Origin of the sequence: Methylocella tundrae, assembly GCF_038024855.1 — a bacterium.
Lineage (GTDB): Bacteria > Pseudomonadota > Alphaproteobacteria > Rhizobiales > Beijerinckiaceae > Methylocapsa > Methylocapsa tundrae.
The window spans coordinates 559956-580303 of the sequence record NZ_CP139089.1; the positions used below are offsets into that span (position 1 = coordinate 559956).

A 20348-nucleotide genomic window follows, 5' to 3' on the forward strand; every position below is an offset into this window, starting at 1 on the left:
GGCGCCACGCCTTGGGGCGCCATGCCTTGGGCGCCTCGGACGGATGAGACCATTCGGTCGACTGGATGTTCCTGCAAATTCAAAAGCGTGAGCACATCCCCCTCGATCAGCATAAAACAATCCGATCGGAACATGCTCTGGTCATCTGCGTCCGCGAGCCCGCGCGGCGCCTTGCAGAAAATCGGCGAAAATCCCCAGGCGATCGCTTAACCGTGACTGAAAGACGGCGGAACTATGGTGTTCTGTCAGGAGTTAGTTGCCAGAGGGCCAATTTCCAAAGGAGAACGTAATGAAACGCTTAGGTGCATTGACGAGCGCCGCTGCTCTTTGCGGCGCGCTTGTCATCAGCGGTCCGGCCTCGGCCTTCGGCGGCGGCCACGGCGGATTCGGCGGTGGTGGTTTCCACGGCGGCGGGTTTGGCGGTGGTTTCCATGGCGGCGGCTTTCGCGGCGGCGGGTTTGGCGGCGGCTTCCATGGCGCCGGTTTTCGTGGCGGCGGGTTTGGCGGCGGCGGCTGGCATGGCGGCGGCTGGCATGGCGGCGGATGGCGTGGAGCCGGCTGGCGGGGCGGCGGCTGGAACCGCGGCTGGAACGGCGGCTGGAATCGCGGCTGGAACGGCGGCTGGGGTTATAACGGCTGGGGCTATGGATTGGGCGCGGGCCTGCTCGGTCTTGGTCTTGGCTACGGCCTGGCCAGCACCTGGGACTATGGCTACCCTTACGATACTTACGGCTATTACCCCGGCTACGCCTATGGCTATCCGGGCTACGCTTATGGCAACTATTCCTATGCGCCGGGGTATTACACAACTCCCGGACAGGTGGTGACGACCGCTCCTCTCGTGACGGGGCGCAGCGTCGCGACCGGCAATGCCGGCGACTTCTGCACAACGCCGGTGAAGACCTGCCAACTCTATCACACCTCCTTTGTCGGCAACGGTTGCTCGTGCAAGGTGCCGGGCGGGCGGGCGAGGGGATCGGTCACGCCCTGACCGTCAAGGGCCTGAAAGAAATGCGCAGCGGCCGGTTTATCCCGGCCGTTTTTTTGGCTCAGAGCCCAAAATAGGCGCGATACCAGGCGATGAAGGCTTCGACGCCGTCAGCCAGAGGCGTCGTCGGCCTGAAGCCGGTCAGCTGAAACAGCAGCTCGGTATCGGCGAAGGTCAAGGGCACGTCGCCCTGCTGCATCTCCAGAAAATTGCAGGTCGCGCGCAGGCCCGTCGCCGTCTCGATGGCGGCGATGAAATCCATCAGTCCGACAGGGCTTTGCGCCCCGATATTGACGACCCGCCAGGGCGCGACGGGCGACAGGCTGTCTATCCCAGGCGTCGGGGAAGGCCTCGCGTCGACGGCGGGAGGACTATGCGCGAGCAGCCGAATCATGGCTTCCACGAGATCATCGACATAGGTGAAATCCCGCTTCATTTTGCCGTGATTATAAACGTCGATCGGACGCCCTTCGAAGAGGGCCGCGGCAAACTTGAAGAGCGCCATGTCCGGACGTCCCCAAGGCCCATAGACGGTGAAGAACCGCAGCATTGTGACCGGAATCTTGAACAGATGCGCATAGGCGTGCGCCATCTCCTCATTTGCCTTTTTTGATGCTGCGTAAAGCGTCAGGGGATGATCCGTGCGATCGGTTTCCCGGAAGGGTATCGAGGCGTTGGCCCCGTAGACCGATGAGGTCGAAGCCATCAGCGCGTGACGCGGCGGCGACTGGCGCATCAGTTCCAGGAGGTTGAACGCTCCCACGAGATTGGCGTCGACATAGGCGCGCGGATTGTCGAGGCTGTACCTCACCCCCGCCTGCGCGGCGAAATGATAGACGGCGTCGAAGCCGGCGCCATAAACGTCTTTAAGCGCCGCGAAGTCTTCAAGCAGGATCGCATGGCCGCGAAAACGGGGGCTCCGCTGCAAAATCTCATGCCGCTTCAGCTTGAGCTTCGGGTCGTAATAGGGTGTGAAGCCATCGACGCCGACGACGTCGTGGCCGTCGGCGAGAAGGCGGGCGGCGGTATGGAAACCAATGAATCCGGCGCTGCCGGTTACGAGAATGCGCATGGTGCAACAAGCTGGAGGCGAAACGGATTTGACGGCCTGCTAGAAGCTGACTAAAGCAAAAGACCGAATGACGAGTGATCCCCTCGCATGTTTCGTACGCAATTGCCAATCCAGGCCCGCATTCACTTCGAATTGACGGCGAAATCGCGGATTTCGGACGCCAGCAGCATCGCTGAGACCATCTGTCGCTTGAAAAATGCTTTCCCGGAAGACTACGAAGGAATTACAAAGCCCTGCGCTAGGAACTTTGTCACAATAGAGCCTTGAGCGGAGGTTTTTCCGCCCATCCGGCATTGCGCCGGATCACAAGGGAATGATCTAATGGAGTATCGGCGCTTCTTCGATGACGCGATTTCGAAGCTGAAGGGTGAAAGGCGCTATCGCGTTTTTGCCGATCTGGCGAGAGACGCCGAAGCTTTTCCCCGCGCATTGTGGCGACGCGGAGAAGGACCCGAGAATTCCATCGTCGACGTCGTGGTCTGGTGCTCCAACGATTATCTGTGCATGGGCCGCCATCCGAAAGTGATCGAGGCCATGAGCGCCGCGGCTGCGGCGCATGGGGTCGGCTCCGGTGGAACCCGCAATATCTCCGGCAACAATCATCCAATCGTCGAACTCGAGGCCGAGCTCGCCGACCTGCATGGCAAAGAGGCCGGTCTCGTCTTTACCTCCGGCTGGATTTCAAATCTCGCCGCCATTTCAACGATCGGCGACATTCTGCCGGACTGTCTCATTCTTTCCGATCAGCTCAACCATAATTCGATGATCGAAGGCGTGCGCCGCTCGAAGGCGGAGCGCAGGATTTTCCGCCACAACGATCTCGCCCATCTCGAGGAGCTCCTGGCGGAGGCCGGGCGCGAGCGCGCCAAGCTCATCGTCTTCGAGAGCCTCTATTCGATGAATGGCGATATTGCGCCGATCAATGAAATCGCCGATCTCGCAAAGCGTTACAACGCCATGACCTATATGGACGAAGTCCATGCGGTTGGCCTTTATGGCGCACGCGGCGGCGGCATCAGCGAGCGTGACGGCGCAATGGCGCGGATCGACGTCATCGAGGGCACTCTCGCCAAAGGATTTGGCACGCTCGGCGGCTATATCACCGGCGATTCGGCGATCATCGACGCTGTGCGCTCCTATGCGCCGTCCTTTATTTTCACGACCTCACTGCCGCCGTCCATCGCGGTCGCCGCCAAGACCGCCGTCAGCCTGCTGAAGCGGGCGGAGGGCGCCGAACTTCGCGCGCGGCATCAGCGCCAATCAATGCTGACCAAGCACGCGCTGAGCGCCGCGGGCCTGCCGGTGATGCCGAATTCATCGCATATCGTGCCAGTCCTCGTCGGCGACGCAGAGCTTTGCAAGGCCGCCACCGACATGCTGCTTGATCGCCATTCGATATATATCCAGCCGATCAATTATCCGACGGTGGCGAAGGGAACCGAGAGGCTGCGAATCACGCCGAGCCCGCTGCATACGGACGCCCACATCGCCGATCTCGTCGAGGCTCTGGTCGACGTCTGGCAGACTCTGAAATTGCCCTTCGTCGAAGAGCCGAAAGTCGTCGAATTCCGGCGCGAGAAGGTCGCTGTCGACCCGCAATGCACCTTCCCGGAATTCAAGCGCGCGGCCGAATAGGCGCCCGTCAACTCCGGTCCCGGAACGATTCCTGCAAATCGTTCCACGAAAATTGCCTCGCTGATCGCCGGCAGACGATGCGGCAAGCGCGGAAGAGGGCGCTCCAGCCCTTTTCCGAGCCGAGGTCGTTGGCGTCCCTCAGCCTTGGCGCATGAGCCTGGATCAGCCTCTCTCTCGGCCGTACGGGCTCATAATCGAGCAGCAGCAAGCGCCAGTCGATTGCGATCGCGGCCAGTTGCGCGCAAAGGCGTTCAAGCGAATCCTCCAGATCCTGTCCGGTTGGGTCATGCTCATGCAGCCGCTGGCGCACGAACAGGGTTGTTCCGGTCGCGCAGTCGGCCAGCAGGCGCGCGTGAAGCGCCGTATATTTTTCCTGTAACCTCTCCGCGATCGTTTCGACGTCGAGCGCTAGAAAATCTACATTCTTGCCATATTCATGCAGATGGACCGTGCGGGAGAGATAGGAATAGAGCGCTGGCTCTCCGCCGTAATTGGGAACCTTCATGATTTGTTCGGGCGCGAAGCAGGCCGCCGCGCCTTGATCGAGCACAATCGAGACGCTTGGCAGCGGCGTGATCCACCAGTCGAATGGATAAGCCCGGCCGGAGCGGCCGAGCCGGCGCCCCTGAAACGCGACTTCGCACAGCGCGCCGAGGCTGATAATGCGATCGACGACCAGGCGCGGCGCGGAGGGAAGGAGGGGTCGCCATAAAGGACGCATCATCCCTTCGCACCGGCAGGAACCACTTTCTTGGCCTCAACGGAATCAGTTTGCGTCAAATCCTGACACATGACGCCGAAGTGTTGCAGGTTTTTCGTACAAACATCATGCGGTAAAACAAAAGCCCTGTGCTAGAGCATATTCCGATCAGATCGGTTCGATCTGATCGACAAGGATATGCTCAAGTTTTTGAATCTGGAGCGATTTCTGATCGATCGAATGACTCCATTCGATCGGAAAGCGCCCTAGGGCGCGAGCCCATTCTGGGCGGCGAGCTGGGCCAGGTCCGTCTGCGGCCTTGCGCCGAGGTGCTGGATGATCTCGGCGGCCGCGAGAGCGCCGAGTTTTGCGCAGCTGACAAGATCGCGCTCCTTTGTGTAGCCCGCCAGAAATCCCGCCGCGAAAAGATCGCCGGCGCCTGTGGTGTCGACGACTGTTTCGACCGGAAAGGCGGGCGCGGTCAAAATCTCTGCGCCTTTGACGATGACGCAGCCTTGCTCCGACCGCGTCACGACGCCGAGCACATTCTCGCTTTGGAGCTGCGCGAGAGCGGCGCCGAAATCGGCGGTCTCATAGAGAGAATGCAATTCGCTTTCATTGGCGAAAATAATCTGCACGGCGCCCGAGCGCATCAGCCCCAGAAATTCGTCGCGATAGCGGTCGACGCAAAACGAATCGGACAGCGACAGGGCGACTTCCCGTCCGGCGGCGCGGGCGATTTTCGAGGCCTTGACGAAGGCTGCCTTGGCGGCTGGCGGATCCCAAAGATAGCCTTCGAGATAGGTCACGGCCGACTGTCTGACGAGATCCTCGTCGACGTCTTCTTCCGCCAGGTCCTGACAGGCGCCGAGAAAGGTGCTCATGGTGCGCTGGCCGTCAGGCGTCACGACGATGAGGCAGCGCGCGCTCGCCGTTCCCGCATCAGCCGGCGGCGTGGAAAATCCGACCTTGGCGGCGCGGATGTCATGGGCGAACAGGCCGCCGAGGTCGTCGGCCTTGACCTTGCCGATGAAGGCCGTCTCGCAGCCAAGGCTCGCAAGGCCGATGATCGTATTGGCGGCTGAGCCGCCCGAAACGATCGTCGCCGGCCCCATCGCCTCGAAAAGCTGTTCGGCGCGCGCTTCGTCGATCAGGGTCATGCCGCCCTTGCGCAAGCCCTGCGCGATGAGAAAATCATCGTCGGCGCGGCTGATGACATCCACGATGGCGTTGCCGAGGCCAAGAACGTGATAAGGGCAGGAGGTCATGAGCGGCTTTCTTTAGGTTCGGGTTGCGGCTTTGAAATTTAGCCGATGCGGCGCGGGAGTCTACCGATCAAGCGCGCTTTCATGCCAGCGGGCGAGCATGGCGCCCGAGAGTGCCGACAGCATGGCGAAGATGGCGACGCCGGTCAGCGAGATCAGAAAGAGGGCCGCGAACATGCGCGGAATGTTCAGCCGGTAGCCGGCCTCAATGATGCGAAAGGCGAGGCCGGCGCCCTTGCCGGCGGCGCCGGCCGCCAGCTCCGCGGCGATCGCGCCGACGAGCGCAAGGCCGCCGCCGATGCGCAATCCGCTGAGGAAATAGGGCAGGGCGGCGGGCATTCGCAGCAAATACAGCGTGCGCCAGCGCGAGGCGCGATAGAGCGTGAAAAGATCGACAAGATTACGATCGACCGACGCAAGGCCGAAAGCGGTATTTGAAAGGATGGGAAAAAAGGCGACGAGGAAAGCGCAGACGCGCACGGCGCTCGCGGCGTCGAGATAGATGAGAAGCAAAGGCGCGATGGCGATGATCGGCGTCACCTGCAAAATGATCGCGACCGGCAAAAAGGCCCGCTCGACCCATTTCGATTGGGCAAAAAGGGCGGCCAGAAGGACGCCGCCGACGACCGCCAACGCCAGCGCTTCGAGCGTCGTCGAAAGTGTGACAAGCAGCGCCGGAAAAAGAATCGCGCGATCCGTCGCGAGCGTCGTCAGCACCAGCGTCGGCGCCGGCAGAATATAGGGCGGCACATCGTAAAGGTGCACCAGCGCCTCCCAGACGATCAGCGCCGCCGCGAGAACCGCAGCGGGCGGCCCGAGGCGGCGGCGCCAGTCGGGCGCTCTCATGACGCGGCTCCATCGTGCATCGCCCGCTGCAATGCTTCTGAGGTCCGCTGGCAGAGCAGGGCAAAGGCCGGACTCGAGCGAAAGTCGTCGCGCGGCGCGTCGTTGGCGATTTCGGCCGTGATGCGGCCGGGTTTTCGCCCCATGACTGCGATGCGGGTCGAAAGATAGGCGCTTTCATAGATCGAATGCGTGACGAAGACGATCGTCGCGCCGCTCTCCTCCTTGAGACGCAGCAGTTCATCGTTCAGCTGGAAACGCGAAATTTCATCGAGCGCGGCGAAGGGCTCGTCCATCAGCAAAAGCAGAGGCCGCAGCACGAGCGCGCGCGCGATGGAGACGCGCATGCGCATGCCGCCCGACAATTCGCGCGGATAGGCAGTCTTGACATCGGCGAGGCCGACGAGCTCCAAGGCCTCGCTGACCGCCGGCGCGGCCGCCCGGCGGCTCTGGCCGCGAAGGCGCAGCGGCAAATAGACGTTGTCGAAGACGCTGCCCCAGGGCATCAGGGTCGGGTCCTGGAAGACGAAGCCTACGGCGGCTGCGACATCCTCAAAGCGCCGGATCAATTGACCGGAGCTTACCGCGTCAAGCCCCGCGATCAGCCGCAAGATCGTCGACTTGCCGCAGCCGGATGGCCCGAGCAGGGTCAGGAGTTCGCCGCCGCGGATTTCGAGATCGACGCCTTCGAGAGCCGTCACGCCATTGGCGAAGCGTTTGCCGACGCCGCGCAGGGAGACGAGCGCGCGAGATCCGCTCATCTTCAGCATGGCGAACGCAACCGTGGAGGACTCATGGATGCGGCCTGAGATCGAGCCCCACGCCCTTGTTGACGAATTGCAACGTATAGGCCCGGTCGTAGTCGAGATTTTGTTTGAAAAGCCCGGCCGCGACCATTTTTGCGAAGAAACTGTCGATGCGCTGTTTCCTCATCGCGCCGACGCCGAGTTTTAGAGCCGCGCCCGAATCGACGATGCCGATCTCCCTCATCCTGGCGACCGAATAGGCGAGAAGGTCCGCGCTGATGTCCGGGTTGTCGCGACGGATCAGCGCATTGGCCTTGGCGTTGTCGCCATAGATGTAATGCATCCACCCGATGATCGAGGCGTCGACGAATCGCTGCACGAGGTCAGGGTTTTTCTCGATCAGATCGCGCCGGGTTTCGATCAGGGTCGAATAGGAATCATAGCCATAGTCGGCGATGAGAAAGACATTCGGCTTGAATCCGCCTTCGCGCTCGATCTCAAAAGGTTCTGACGTCGCATAGCCTTGCTGAATCGAGTTCTTGTCACGGATGAAGGGCGCGGCGTTGAACGCATAGGGCTGGACCTTGTCTTCCCTGAAGCCAGAGGCGGTCTTCAGCCACTGATAGACGGAGACGAACGCGTCCTTGCCGATGAAGGCGGTCGCTTTCGGAAGATCCTCCATGCGGTCGAGGCCGACGCCCGGATGCGACATCAAAATGAAGGGATCCTTTTGAAACATCGAGGCGACCGCGACGATGGGGATATTTTCGGAGGCCGCGTCGAAAGTCTGGATCAGATTGGCGCCGAGATTGAACTCGATCTTTCCGGCCGCCAGCAGCAGCCTGTTGTTGGTCTGGGGGCCGCCTTGCAGGATCGTGACGTCGAGACCGTATTTCGCATAGGTGCCGTCGGCGAGCGCCTGATAGAAGCCGCCATGTTCGGCTTCGGCGAGCCAGTTGGTCGCGAAAGTGACCTTATCGAGCGCGGCGGCCGGGATCGCGGCCGTCAGCATCGAAGCAAAGCCAAGAAAGAGAGAAAGAATCTGTCTCAACGGAGGGCTTTCTTGAGCGCTTGGCGTCGCGAGAAGCGCGGCGCGCTTGCTTATTTGCTTGCGCCTCGAAAATATGCAAGCTCTGGGCCCTGAGCCCGCCGCCGCGCCAAAAGGATCACCAACGCGATGCTGCACACGCGGTTCTGGTCGGAGATGAGCTGGACCGACTTTGACGAGGCCGATATGGACGACGTCATCGCGGTGCTTCCCCTCGCCGCGATCGAGCAGCATGGCCCGCATCTGCCGGTCGGCGTCGATTCCTTCATCATGGAAGGCTATATCGCGCAAGTTCTCGCGCGTCTGCCCGCCGAACTGCCGGTTCTTTTTCTGCCCGTTCAGACCTCAGGCTGCTCCATCGAGCACAGCGATTTTCCAGGCGCCCTCACGCTCTCGGCGACGACCGTCATCAAGGCCTGGACGGAACTCGCCGAATGCGTTTATCGCGCCGGCTGCCGCAAGCTGGTGCTGCTGAATTCCCACGGCGGCAATGTCTCGATTCTCGACATTATCGCGCATGACCTTCGCGCAAGGCTCGGCATGTTTGTCGTGATGGCCACCTGGCATCGTTTCGGCGCGCCGGACGGGCTCTTTTCGGACGAAGAAAAACTGCATGGCATTCACGGCGGCGACATCGAAACCTCCCTCATGTTGAGCTTTCGTCCAGACCTCGTGCGCTTTGAAGAAGCAGGTGATTTCACCTCCGGCAGCATCGCGATCGAAAGCGATTTCAACTGGCTGCGCGCGGGCCGGCCGACCGGCTTTGGCTGGATGAGCCAGGACCTTTCCGAATCGGGCGCGATGGGCGACGCCAGCGCCGCCACGGCGCGCAAAGGCGATGCCTATGCCGATTATGGCGCGACGGCTTTCATCGAGCTTTTGCAGGATATCGAGGGTTTCGACCTGTCGCGGCTGAAGCCGGGACCGAGGGGGTAATTGGACCCGCTTCAGCCAGCCCCTGCGGAATTTATTCCAGTAGGATAGAATGTAAATCTTACGGTAGGAAGCGACGCAGCCGGGCGACTAAATCAGCTGGCGCGAGGCCAGGAATGTCGCAACGGCCGAACGGCAGATGGTCATCGAGCACCGGCGCGACCAATGGGCTAGAGGCGAACACAAGCCCGTCATAGGACGTCGTTTCGAACTCGAAATCGCTTGAGATTTCGATCCGATAATTCAGCGACTTCAATTTATTGGCGACTTCATAGTGCAATTCTTGAGAATGGGTCGAGATGAAAAGGTAATTTACCTTGTTCTGCGACAGCGATCTCGAAGCGCCATCAAGCATCTCGACTTCAAAGCCTTGAATGTCGGAATGCAGGATGTCGAGATGGCTCGCGTCGCGGCTTTCAAGAAAAGCATCCACCTCGAAGTGATCTTTACCAACAAAGGCCTGCCTGAACTCGCCTTGATAATTGTTCAATTTGAAATTCGCCGATCCAACGCGCAGATTGTCTGCGTCAGGCTCGACCATTGTCACTGCGGCGCCGGGACGCTTCTTCTTCAACCACATTGAATAGTGCGCCCAATAAGCCCCGAGTTCTAGCATCGAGGGAAATTGGGGAAGCACCTTCAAACATTCCTGGAAAGCAAATTCCTCGAGGGGTTCGTGAACGCCCCGATTAATGACAAGAATGTCGCTGAAGCCTTCGTAATAGGCGTCCTTCCCAGAAAATTGAACTCGATTTCCATTATGTAGGCAGACGAGATTATCTTCAACAAAACCGGCTTGCGGAACGCGTTCGATGAGAAGATTGATCGGATCGGAGACGATTTCCCGAAACCGGCCAAGCAAATCGCTGCTGGATGCTTTGGAAGACGCATTCATTTGCCAATTGGGTTGCAATGCTCCGCCCCTCCAATCAATGAAATTCGTCGTAACATTTGGGCAATGATTGCTCAACGCCAATCGTCAAGGCCAGGCACGCTTTCTAATTGCCATCCGGCGGCAGCGGCTTCTGGAATCGCAGGGCCTCGCCGCCATCCTCATAATAGTCCTCGATGCGGTCGAAGACGCGATAGCCGTTCTTTTCGTAAAGAGCGATCGCGGCGGCGTTGTCGATGCGCACTTCGAGCCGCATAAAATCAGCGCCATGGGCCTTAGCGGCGCGTTCGCTGGCGTGCAGCAGGAAGCGGCCGAGGCCGCGGCCATGCTCGGCCGGATCGAGTGCGATGGAATAGAGCCGGGCCTTCAGCGAACCCTTGCGGAAACCGATAAGGCTATAGCCGCGGATATGGTCGCTCGAAGCCAGCACTAGCATCAGCGACGTCTTGACGGTCAGAAAATAGCGCAGGCTCCGGCGCGACAGCCGATCGCCATCGAAAACCGCGTTCTCGATCGCCTCGATCGTGGGCAGGTCCGCGGGCGTCGCCGGGCGCACCATCATCCCGTCGTCTCCAAATCTTGCCGCAGCCTATTCGGCTCGCCACGGGTAAGTCCATGTCTCGGTCAGCGCCCGCGAGCCCGTGCGCAGAAAGGCGCGAAGATCCGTCGACTGACCGGCCTCTAACTGCACGTCGAGCGCCGCCCGGAAACCCTTGGTGTGAGGATTCGGCACGATGAAAGAGCGCACGATCTTGCCCTGGCTCGTTGAAGGAACGACTTCGACGAGGGACGGGTCCGCTGAATAATAGGGCAGATCGCCGCCGACGAAATCGATGATGAAGCGGCGCGAGCCAGGCGTCACAGGCTCCGCCGAGCCGAGCGCCGCCGCAGTCGTCTGATAGGTGTTGAGCGCTCGCGCGTTCGGGGAAAGCCGCGAAAGATTGAGGCTCGCGGTCAGACGGTAGCCGTAGCTGAAGGGCTTGTTCGGCTCTGGAGAGTCTTTCGGCGTGAAGGAGGCGACGATATTGTCGTTGGTCTCGTGTTCGGTCGGCAGCTCGACGAGATCGATATGGCCCTCGCCCCAGCTGTCGCGCGGCTCGACGAAATAGCTTGGCCGCAGTTCATAGGCGAGATCGAGATCCTGATAATGCTCGAAATCGCGGTCGCGCTGGAGCAGGCCGAAACCTTTGATGTCGTGATCGAAAAAGGATGAGCTCTCGGGCTTTGCCGGATTGCGCAGCGGACGCCAGATCCATTCGCCGGTGCCGGAGTGAATCAGCAGCCCGTCCGAATCATGCAGTTCAGGACGAAAATCATCGTTGAAGCGGTGATCATTCTCGCCAAGAAAGAACATCGAGGTCAGCGGAGCGAGGCCGAATTTGACGTTGGCGTTGCGGGGAAACAGGGTGGACGAGACCTCGATGGCCGTATCGGCCCCCGGGTAGACGTCGAACCGGAAGGCCCCCGTGGTCGAAGGGCTGTCGAGCAGGCCGTAGATCGTCGCCCGGTCGGCGTTGGGTTCTGGCGTCTCTATCCAGAATTCGCGGAAGAAGGGGAACTCCTCTTCGTCGGTTCCCGCTCCGATTGCGAGCGCCCGCGCCGACATGCCGTAGCGTTGGCCCCGGCCGAGAAAACGGAAATAGCTGGCGCCGAGGAAGGCGATCGTCTCGTCGAAAACCTTGGGCGAATTCAGCGGATAATGCAGGCGAAACCCGGCGAAGCCGAGATTGACCGGCAGTGGCTTCTCGGGCTTGGTGCGGCCATAGTCGAAAAGGCTGGTGGTGAAAGGGATCGGAGTCGGGATCCCGTCCCTGATCGTATTGATCGTCACCGGCCGTTTGAACAGATGGCCAAGATGGAAAAGCTGCAGCCGGAACTGGCTGCCGTTGCCGGCGAGAAAGGCCTTGTCCGGCCGGAAGCGGATGTCGCGCCAGGCGTCGAAATCGAGCTTGCTCAGTGCTTCCGGCAGCGGCGCGACGGCGGCGTCGAAGGGGGCGGTCGCGAGATCGCGCGCGCGGCGCAGGACGTCCTCGAAATCGAATTTCGATGGCGGCGGCGCGGCCGGCTGGCCCGGTTGCGCGGTGGCGGATTTCATATGCGTGGTCAATGCGCTCGACGCGACGAGGCCTTTGACGAGCGTGCGGCGGGTGAGATCGGTCATGAGCAATCAGGCTTTGAAAGGTCGCGGATCGCGCGGCGGACGATTGATTGGGGGGATTTTAGTTTTCATGGGGGTAATGGGCTTTTGGCCCCGCAGCAAGGCATATAAGGCATCCGGCACAGCGGATTTCGAATTTGAAAACCGGCAAATAGCGGTTTCCCGCGGCAGAACCCTATGGATTGCAATTTCGCGGCGGAAATGCGCATTCCTTTCAATCAATTTAGAAAAAAATGCTTGTGTTCCGCGCGAATCTCCCTATTTCTGCCTTTGCCCATTTTCGCACGTGCCTGTGGTCGTGTGTCGGTTGGCGGGGATCCGGACAAGAGGCCGGTTAACCGCCTGAAAAGGACCGACAGCCGGAGGCGAACCGGCGAACCCCGCCAAACGGGGGACGCGACTTAAAGCAACGACGGACCGGGCTTTTTCGTCTCTGCCAGCCTCCAAAGCTGGCTTACCGAAGAGGCTAGTCTATCTTGCCGGGCGTGCGGAGGGGATTTCCCACTCCAAGCGAAGGCCATGAACACTCTGGACGGCGTTTTTGCGCTCGGCCCGTGGTGTGATTGTCCAACGGCGCAGCATCGGATCGGCGACGCTCCGCGAGGTCTTGCCTCGTGGAAACGGAGTCGGTCGCGAATGGCGGGTCAACTGAACCTTTCGCGTCTCCAAAGCGCGGACGGATCTTCAGCATCGCCTTTCACCCCGAAGTTTGTTCGTTTCGGTGCGGAATGCCCGCACCCTTCGAAGGGATGCCGCGATGACCGATCGTATCCTCGAATTTCTCCGCAACCGCCGCGAAGACGGGCCGTGCCTTGTGCTCGACCTCGATGTCGTGCGCGAGAACTATATGTCTTTCGTGCACGCCCTGCCGGATACGCGCGTCTTTTACGCTGTGAAGGCGAACCCCGATCCGCGCGTGCTCGAGCTGCTTGCGAATCTCGGCTCGTGCTTCGACGCGGCCTCCGTCGCCGAGATCGAGCAGGCGCTCGCAAGCGGCGCGACGCCGGACCGCATCAGCTACGGCAACACGATCAAGAAAGAACGCGATATTGCGCGCGCTTTTGAACTTGGCGTTCGTCTCTTCGCCGTCGATTGCGAAGCCGAAGTCGAGAAGATCGCCCGCGTTGCGCCCGGTTCCAAAGTGTTCTGCCGGCTGCTCTGCGACGGCGCCGGCGCCGAATGGCCGCTGTCGCGTAAATTTGGCTGCGACGTCGAACTGGCGCCGCGGGTGCTGGAGCACGCGCATCGCCTCGGCCTTCAGGCCTATGGCCTGTCGTTCCATGTCGGATCGCAGCAGCGCAATCCGGGCCAGTGGGATGGCGCGCTGAAGGCCGCCTCCATGATCTTCCGCGATCTCGCTGATCGCGGCGTCGCGTTGCAGATGGTCAATCTCGGCGGCGGATTTCCGACCAAATATCTGAAGAATGTCCCGGCGGTGAACGCCTATGCGCAGTCGATCATGCAGTCTCTGCGCACCCATTTTGGCAATCACATTCCAGAGACGATCATCGAGCCGGGTCGCGGCATGGTCGGCAACGCCGGCGTGATCGAGGCGGAGGTTGTGCTGATCTCGAAGAAGTCCGACGCCGACACGGTGAAGTGGGTCTATCTCGACATCGGCAAGTTCAATGGGCTCGCCGAGACGATGGACGAGATGATCCGTTATCCGATCCGCACGCCCTTCGACGGCGATGCGACGGAGCCTTGCGTTCTGGCCGGGCCGAGCTGCGATTCGGTTGACGTTCTCTACGAGAAGGATCCTTACGACCTTCCCGTCAGCCTTGAGATCGGAGCGAAAGTTTTGATCGAGGGAACGGGCGCCTATACGACGACCTATTCCACCGTCGGCTTCAACGGCTTTCCGCCGCTCAAATCCTATGTGATTTGAACGGGCTTTAAGCTGCTAGCCTGAAACGGGCGCGAGGAACGCGTTCTCTCCCGCCGCATCCACTTTCTTTGTCCCGTACGGCCGGCAGGCGCTTGAAACGCCTGCACGGTGCGAGGGTCGTCGCGCATCCCGGCGCAGCCGGCGGAGGCTCTGATGACCTTGATCCTGAACCATTTCGTAGCTGAGGCGCCTGTCGTTATCGGACGCGTCAGCGAACCTCAGATCTATATCGCCGACGAAGCCGGCGCCGATTTTTTTGCGCGGGAGGCGTTGCTTGACGTAGCTTTCGGCCCGGCGCGATTCGAAAAAACCGCCGAGCGGCTGCGTGAAGGTCGGGCGCCCGCCGACGGGCTGGCGCTGGTCATGAAGGACGCCGACGCGCTGATCGGGACGCTGCGTCTGTGGCATGTCGACGCCGGCGGCGTCGACGCCCTGCTGCTGGGGCCGCTCGCGATCGCGGCATCGCATCGCTCACGCGGATTCGGCCGCAGGCTGATGGCTGAAGCGCTGTTTCGCGCTTTCGTTTCGGGACATAGCGCGGTGCTGCTGGTTGGAGACGCGCCCTATTACGAAGCGTTCGGATTTTCGCGCCGCCACACGCAAAACCTCATCCTGCCGGGGCCGGTCGATGAGGCTCGGTTCCTCGGCCTCGAACTCGTCGCGGGCGCGTTGCGGCGCGCGAAAGGTCTCGTCACGCCGACGGGTCCTGCCGCCGGCGTGGGTCTGCGCGAGGCCGCCTGATCGGATTCCTGGTCATGAGGGCGACACGGGAGTGTGCTTTCATCTTCAGTCGGCTTCCGGCTGCGATGAGCGGCTGTAACTTGGTCCCCGGTCTCGGCGCCGTGAGTCCTTATCCTTGACTTGGCTGTCCGCGTTGCATAGTCGCGAGGAGAGGCGCGTTTGCATCCTCAACTCTATCTGGAGATAAATGAATGTCGCAATGGCCCGTGCATGGCGCGATTACAGGTCCGATCGTCCTGATCGGCTTCGGCTCGATCGGGCGCGGAATATTGCCCCTGATCGAGCGGCATTTCACCTTCGACAAGGCGCGCTTCACCGTCATCGACCCCGAAGACAAGGACCGTCATCTGCTCGATGAGCGCGGCATCGCTTTCGTGAAGGAAGCCGTCACGCGGGGAAACTTCGTCGATCTCCTGAAGCCCTTGCTCACCGAGGGCGAGGGCCAGGCTTTTCTCGTCAATCTCTCCGTCGACGTCTCCTCAGCTGCGATCATGCGTCTTTGCCATGAGGTCGGCGCGCTCTATATCGACACGGTCGCCGAGCCCTGGGTTGGATTTTATACCGACACGCGGCTGACGCAGTCCGAACGCTCGAACTATGCGCTGCGCGAGGCGGTGCTTGATTTACGCAGGGCGATCGGTCCCGGACCCACGGCGATTTCCTGCTGCGGCGCCAATCCTGGCATGGTGTCCTGGTTCGTCAAGCAGGCGCTTTTGAATGTCGCCGCTGATTGCGGAATAGAGGCCGAGGCTCCGACGACACGTCAGCACTGGGCGGACCTCGCCCGCCAGGTCGGAGTCGAAGGCATCCACATCGCCGAGCGCGACACGCAGCGCGCGCGTTCGCCCAAGCCGATGGGGGTTTTCGTCAACACCTGGTCGGTCGAAGGCTTCATCTCGGAAGGCCTGCAGCCAGCCGAACTCGGCTGGGGCACGCATGAGAAGCATTTGCCCCCAGAGGGCAAGCGGCACGCTTTCGGCCCCGATTGCGCGATCTATCTGATGCGTCCCGGCGCCGGCACGCGGGTGCGCTCCTGGACGCCGACGGCGAAAGCGCAGCATGGCTGGCTGATTACGCATAATGAATCGATTTCGATCGCCGACTATTTTACCGTGCGCGAAGCCGGCGAGGTGGTTTACCGGCCGACCTGCCACTATGCCTATCGCCCGGCTGACGACGCCGTTTTATCGCTCGATGAGATGGCGGGCGCGCAATGGCGCGCACAGGAGGAATCGCACATTCTGGAGGAGGACGAGATCGTCGACGGCATCGATGAACTCGGCGTGCTTCTCTATGGTCATGCGAAAAACGCCTATTGGTATGGCTCGCAGCTCTCGGTCGAGGAAACGCGCCGCGTTGCGCCCTATCAGAACGCCACCGGGCTGCAGGTAAGCTCGGCTGTCCTCGCCGGCATGGTCTGGGCGCTGGAGAATCCGCGCGCTGGCATTGTCGAGGCGGACGAACTCGATTTTCAGCGTTGCCTTGAAGTTCAGCGCCCCTATCTCGGGCCTGTCGTCGGCGAATATACCGATTGGACGCCGCTGAAGGACAGGGGCGTTTTGTTCGCCGAAGACCTCGACACGGATAGCCCGTGGCAATTCAAGAACGTCATCGTGCGGTAAAAAGCACATCCCGAGAAGCGCCCCAAGGGCGCGTCTTGAAGGTGTGAGCCAACGGAGCAAGCCCGCCCCGTGGGTAGAGAGGCCCCTTTGGGGCCTCTTCGCTATGAGGGCTTGAGGCGCCGGACGGGTCCGGTCTATTCCGCCGCGATTTTCATCGATCTCGTTTCCTGTCGAAACTGGTCGAGCAGGGCATGGCTTTCGTTCTTCGCGGCTTCGAGACTGCGCAGCTTCACATGCCCGAAGCCGCGGATCTTCTGCGGAACCTCCGCCAGCGCGACGGCGAGCGTGTGATTGTCGGGCGATAGCCTTTCGACGATCTCATTGAGCAATATTTCATAATCGGCGATGAGTTTGCGCTCCAGCCGACGCTCCGCCGTATAGCCGAAGATATCAAACGGCGTTGCGCGCAAGAACTTCAGCCGTGCGAGCGCTTTGAACGCCGTCATCATCCAGGGGCCAAAGCTCGTCTTGACCGCTTCGCCTCTGGCGTTCTTTCGGCCGAGAATGGGAGGCGCGAGATGGAATTCGAATCTGAGATCGCCCTCGAAGGTTTGGGCGACCTGCTTTGCAAAGCTCCCGTCCGTATAGAGCCGCGCGACCTCATATTCGTCCTTGACAGCCATCAGTTTGAAAAGAGCGCGCGCGACCGCTTGCGTCAATTCCAGGCTTCCAGGGGTCCGTTCGCGCTCAGCGTCTTTGATGAAGGACACCGTGGACAGGTAACGCCTGGCGTAAGCGGCGTTCTCGTAAGCCGAAAGAAAAGCGGCGCGCGACGCGATGAGTTCTTCGAGCGTTTGCGTCGCCTTTGGAGCCAGCGGGCTCCGACCCAGCCCGCCGATGAAGGCTGCGACAGCCTCCATATCCGCGGCGGCGCGGCGCCCCCACAAAAACGCCTGGCTGTTCATCTCGACCGCTTCGCCGTTCAGTTCGATGGCGCGAAGCAGCGATGCGTCGTCAAGGGGCACAAAACCGTGCTGCCATGCGTAGCCGAGCATGAACATATTGGCCGCGATCGAATTGCCGAGCAGCGCTGTCGCCATTCCGGTGGCGTTGATGAAGTGCGCGCCATCGCCGGCGGCCTGCTCGATGGCGCGTTTGATCGCCGCGCTTGGCAGAGTGAAATCGGCGTCGCGCGTAAACTCGCCGGGGTAGATTTCGGCGGTGTTGATGACGACGCCAGCCTCGCCTCTGCGGATGGCGGCGCGCGCCTGAGCCGACCCCGACACGACAAGATCGCAGCCGAGAATGAGATCGGCTTCGCCGGCGGCGACGCGAATGGCGTGAATGTCGGCGGGATTTTGGGCGATCTTGACATGGCTCATCACGGCGCCGCCCTTTTGCGCGAGCCCTGCCATGTCGATGACGCCGCAGCCCTTGCCTTCGATATGCGCGGCCATGCCGAGAATGGCGCCGATGGTCACGACTCCCGTACCGCCGACTCCGGTGACGAGAATGCCATAAGGACGCGGCCCGATCGCGGGCAACCGCGGACGCGGCGGAGCCGGGGCGTCGAAATCCTGCCGCCCCGACGCTTTTTTGAGCGTGGCGCCGTGAACGGTCACGAAGGAAGGACAAAAGCCTTCAGCGCAGGAAAAATCCTTGTTGCAGCTTGATTGATCAATGACACGCTTGCGCCCGAATTCAGTTTCGAGAGGCTGAATGGACACGCAATTCGATTTCACGCCGCAATCGCCGCAGCCCTCGCAGACGAGTTCGTTGATGATGACGCGCTTTTCGGGATCGGCATATTCGCCGCGCTTGCGGCGCCGGCGCTTCTCGGTGGCGCATGTCTGATCATAAATCAGCACGGTGACGCCCGAAACGGCGGCGAGTTCGCGCTGCGCCTCGTCAAGTTCGCGGCGATGGCGGACGGAAAGACCGGGGGGCCATTTGAGGTTGGCCGGATATTTCTCTGGATCATCCGTCACGACGATGATGCGGGCGACGTTTTCGGCGGCGACCTGCCGCGCGATGCGGTCCACCGAAAGGTCGCCTTCGAGCCGCTGGCCGCCCGTCATGGCGATCGTGCTGTTGAAGAGGATTTTATAGGTGATGTTGGCGCGCGCCGTGACGGCGAAGCGCAAGGCGAGAATGCCGGAATGATTGTAGGTGCCGTCGCCAAGATTCTGGAAAACATGCGGGCGTTTAGAGAAAGGCGCTTCGCCGACCCAATTGGCGCCTTCGCCGCCCATCTGGGTAACCCCCTCGGTGGCGCGGTCCATCGACTGGACCATATAGTGGCAGCCGATGCCGGCATAAGCGCGCATGCCGTCCGGCACCTGCGTCGAACTATTATGGGGACAGCCAGAGCAGAAATAGGGTGAGCGCGCCGGAAGCGTCTCGCCGGAGCCGAGCATCGCCTGCGCGCGCTCAAGCGCCTCGAGGCGCTGCTCGAGCCTCTCGCTCCGATTGGCGCGCAGCAGGCGACGCCCGATGGCGATGGCGATGTCATTCGCGTCAAGAGCGCCAGCGGCTGGAAACAGCCAGCGGCCGTTTTCATCCTTTTTACCGATCAGCGTCGGCTGGTTTGGCGATCCGTAGAGTTCTTCGCGCAACTGCGCCTCGATCAGCGAACGCTTCTCCTCGACGACGATGATGAGATCGAGTCCTTGCGCGAATTGCCTCAAGGCGATGGGCTCGAGCGGCCAGACGCAGCCGATCTTGAGGATGCGCAGGCCAAGCGCATTGGCGCCGACTTCGTCGAGGCCGAGTTCGTCCATCGCCTGGCGCACGTCGAGATAGGATTTGCCCGCGGCGATCACGCCAATTTTTGCATTGGTCCCGCCCGAAGTGATGATCCTGTTCAGGCGGTTTGCCCGAACCCAGGCGAGCACTGCGTCGCGCTTGAAATTGTGCAGTCTTCGTTCCTGTTCGAGGACCGGATCGCGTGCGCGAATGTTGAGGCCGCCGGGCGGCATGACAAAATCAGCCGGCGTGACGGGCCTTGCGCGGTCGATCGAAGCCTCGATCGAGGCGGTCGATTCGACGGTCTCCTTCACGAGCTTCACGCCGACCCATACGCCGGCGTAGCGGCTCATCGCATAGCCAAAAAGCCCGTAATCAATGATCTCCTGCACGCCCGCCGGCGAGAGAATAGGCATCATGGCGTTGATGAAGTTGAACTCCGACTGATGCGCGGTCGTTGAGGACTCGGCCGTATGATCGTCGCCCATCAGGGCGAGAACCCCGCCATATTTGGACGCGCCAGCGAGATTGACGTGCCGAAACACATCGCCGCTGCGGTCGACTCCGGGGCCTTTGCCGTACCAGAGCCCGAAAACGCCGTCGAAAGCGCCTTCGCCGCGCATCTCGGCTTGCTGCGAGCCCCAGATGGCTGTGGCGGCGAGATCCTCGTTGAGGCCCGGCTGAAACAGAATGTCGTTCGGCTCCAGCACGCTTTTCGCGCGCAGGAAATTATGGTCGAGGCCGCCGAGGGGAGAACCGGGATAGCCTGAGATGAACCCCGCCGTCTTCAATCCGGCGCGGCGGTCGAGTTCCCTTTGCATGAGCAAAAGCCGGACGATCGCCTGCGGACCCGAGACAAACACTCTTTGTCTCGCGAGGTCATATTTATCGGCGAGGGAGACGTCGGCGGCAGAAATGAGCTTCGGCTCCACGATGCGATCGAGCGGGCCTTTCACCACCTCCGCCATCGCTCTTTTTCTCCTGCCGGGGGCCCGCCAGCCAAACTGCATCGTCCAACCTATAGGCCGGGACAGTGCGCTTGCCAAGATTCTAGAGCATTGTCACGTAAGGGCGCAAAGCCTCGGGTCCCTATGAGGCGCTGATCGAAGCGGCTTTGCCGAGTTTTCCACCG

General features: G+C 61.2%; 16 protein-coding genes. 6 read left to right on the forward strand and 10 right to left on the reverse strand.

Annotated elements, in window-relative coordinates:
* Positions 1 to 289: 289 nt before the first annotated feature.
* Entirely contained in the window at positions 290 to 991 is a 702-nt protein-coding gene (locus SIN04_RS05050; protein WP_134486780.1) for a hypothetical protein, read from the forward strand.
* 58 nt (positions 992 to 1049) lie between these two features.
* Here the strand turns inward: SIN04_RS05050 and SIN04_RS05055 are convergent, their stop codons facing one another.
* On the reverse strand, positions 1050 to 2060 hold the full coding sequence (locus SIN04_RS05055) for an NAD-dependent epimerase/dehydratase family protein (RefSeq protein ID WP_134486783.1): 1011 nt from the start codon (positions 2058 to 2060) through the stop codon (positions 1050 to 1052).
* 321 nt (positions 2061 to 2381) lie between these two features.
* On the opposite strand from SIN04_RS05055, the gene hemA reads away from it, so the two are divergent.
* On the forward strand, positions 2382 to 3695 hold the full coding sequence (gene hemA, locus SIN04_RS05060; RefSeq protein ID WP_134486786.1) for a 5-aminolevulinate synthase: 1314 nt from the start codon (positions 2382 to 2384) through the stop codon (positions 3693 to 3695).
* A 7-nt stretch (positions 3696 to 3702) separates the two neighbouring features.
* Here hemA and SIN04_RS05065 read toward each other — a convergent pair whose 3' ends face one another.
* The 5 genes from SIN04_RS05065 to SIN04_RS05085 all read right to left on the reverse strand — a co-directional run bounded on the left by SIN04_RS05065 (position 3703) and on the right by SIN04_RS05085 (position 8261).
* Positions 3703 to 4419, reverse strand: coding sequence for a DUF1796 family putative cysteine peptidase (locus tag SIN04_RS05065; RefSeq protein WP_341264263.1), 717 nt, complete (start codon positions 4417 to 4419; stop codon positions 3703 to 3705).
* A gap of 242 nt (positions 4420 to 4661) precedes the next feature.
* Complete coding sequence (locus tag SIN04_RS05070) at positions 4662 to 5663, reverse strand: adenosine kinase (RefSeq protein WP_134486792.1); 1002 nt, start codon at positions 5661 to 5663, stop codon at positions 4662 to 4664.
* A 60-nt stretch (positions 5664 to 5723) separates the two neighbouring features.
* On the reverse strand, positions 5724 to 6506 hold the full coding sequence (locus SIN04_RS05075; RefSeq protein WP_134486795.1) for an ABC transporter permease: 783 nt from the start codon (positions 6504 to 6506) through the stop codon (positions 5724 to 5726).
* Entirely contained in the window at positions 6503 to 7264 is a 762-nt protein-coding gene (locus tag SIN04_RS05080) for an ABC transporter ATP-binding protein (RefSeq protein ID WP_341264264.1), read from the reverse strand. The genes SIN04_RS05075 and SIN04_RS05080 overlap by 4 nt, the downstream gene beginning before the upstream one ends.
* A gap of 31 nt (positions 7265 to 7295) precedes the next feature.
* On the reverse strand, positions 7296 to 8261 hold the full coding sequence (locus SIN04_RS05085) for an ABC transporter substrate-binding protein (RefSeq protein ID WP_134492289.1): 966 nt from the start codon (positions 8259 to 8261) through the stop codon (positions 7296 to 7298).
* A gap of 165 nt (positions 8262 to 8426) precedes the next feature.
* Here SIN04_RS05085 and SIN04_RS05090 point away from each other — a divergent pair, with 165 nt between their 5' ends.
* Positions 8427 to 9233 carry a creatininase family protein gene (locus SIN04_RS05090; RefSeq protein WP_134486801.1) on the forward strand — a complete coding sequence of 269 codons (807 nt, stop codon included), beginning with the start codon at positions 8427 to 8429 and terminating at the stop codon, positions 9231 to 9233.
* A gap of 58 nt (positions 9234 to 9291) precedes the next feature.
* Here the strand turns inward: SIN04_RS05090 and SIN04_RS05095 are convergent, their stop codons facing one another.
* From SIN04_RS05095 to SIN04_RS05105, 3 genes are read right to left on the reverse strand one after another with little or no spacing between them, the layout of a single operon-like run.
* On the reverse strand, positions 9292 to 10206 hold the full coding sequence (locus SIN04_RS05095; protein WP_341264265.1) for an FkbM family methyltransferase: 915 nt from the start codon (positions 10204 to 10206) through the stop codon (positions 9292 to 9294).
* 22 nt (positions 10207 to 10228) lie between these two features.
* Positions 10229 to 10684: a GNAT family N-acetyltransferase gene (locus tag SIN04_RS05100; protein WP_134486807.1), complete on the reverse strand. Its 456-nt coding sequence runs from the start codon at positions 10682 to 10684 to the stop codon at positions 10229 to 10231.
* 27 nt (positions 10685 to 10711) lie between these two features.
* Complete coding sequence (locus SIN04_RS05105; protein WP_134486810.1) at positions 10712 to 12283, reverse strand: glucan biosynthesis protein; 1572 nt, start codon at positions 12281 to 12283, stop codon at positions 10712 to 10714.
* Between the two features lie 754 nt (positions 12284 to 13037).
* Here SIN04_RS05105 and SIN04_RS05110 point away from each other — a divergent pair.
* The 3 genes from SIN04_RS05110 to SIN04_RS05120 all read left to right on the forward strand — a co-directional run bounded on the left by SIN04_RS05110 (position 13038) and on the right by SIN04_RS05120 (position 16531).
* Positions 13038 to 14168, forward strand: a complete 1131-nt coding sequence (locus tag SIN04_RS05110) for a type III PLP-dependent enzyme (protein WP_134486813.1) — start codon at positions 13038 to 13040, stop codon at positions 14166 to 14168.
* Positions 14169 to 14321: 153 nt separating this feature from the next.
* Positions 14322 to 14909, forward strand: coding sequence for a GNAT family N-acetyltransferase (locus SIN04_RS05115; RefSeq protein ID WP_134486815.1), 588 nt, complete (start codon positions 14322 to 14324; stop codon positions 14907 to 14909).
* 191 nt (positions 14910 to 15100) lie between these two features.
* Positions 15101 to 16531 (forward strand): homospermidine synthase, encoded by a 1431-nt coding sequence (locus SIN04_RS05120; RefSeq protein ID WP_134486818.1) that lies wholly within the window; start codon positions 15101 to 15103, stop codon positions 16529 to 16531.
* 134 nt (positions 16532 to 16665) lie between these two features.
* Here the strand turns inward: SIN04_RS05120 and SIN04_RS05125 are convergent, their stop codons facing one another.
* Positions 16666 to 20184, reverse strand: coding sequence for an indolepyruvate ferredoxin oxidoreductase family protein (locus SIN04_RS05125; protein ID WP_341264266.1), 3519 nt, complete (start codon positions 20182 to 20184; stop codon positions 16666 to 16668).
* Positions 20185 to 20348 lie beyond the last annotated feature (164 nt).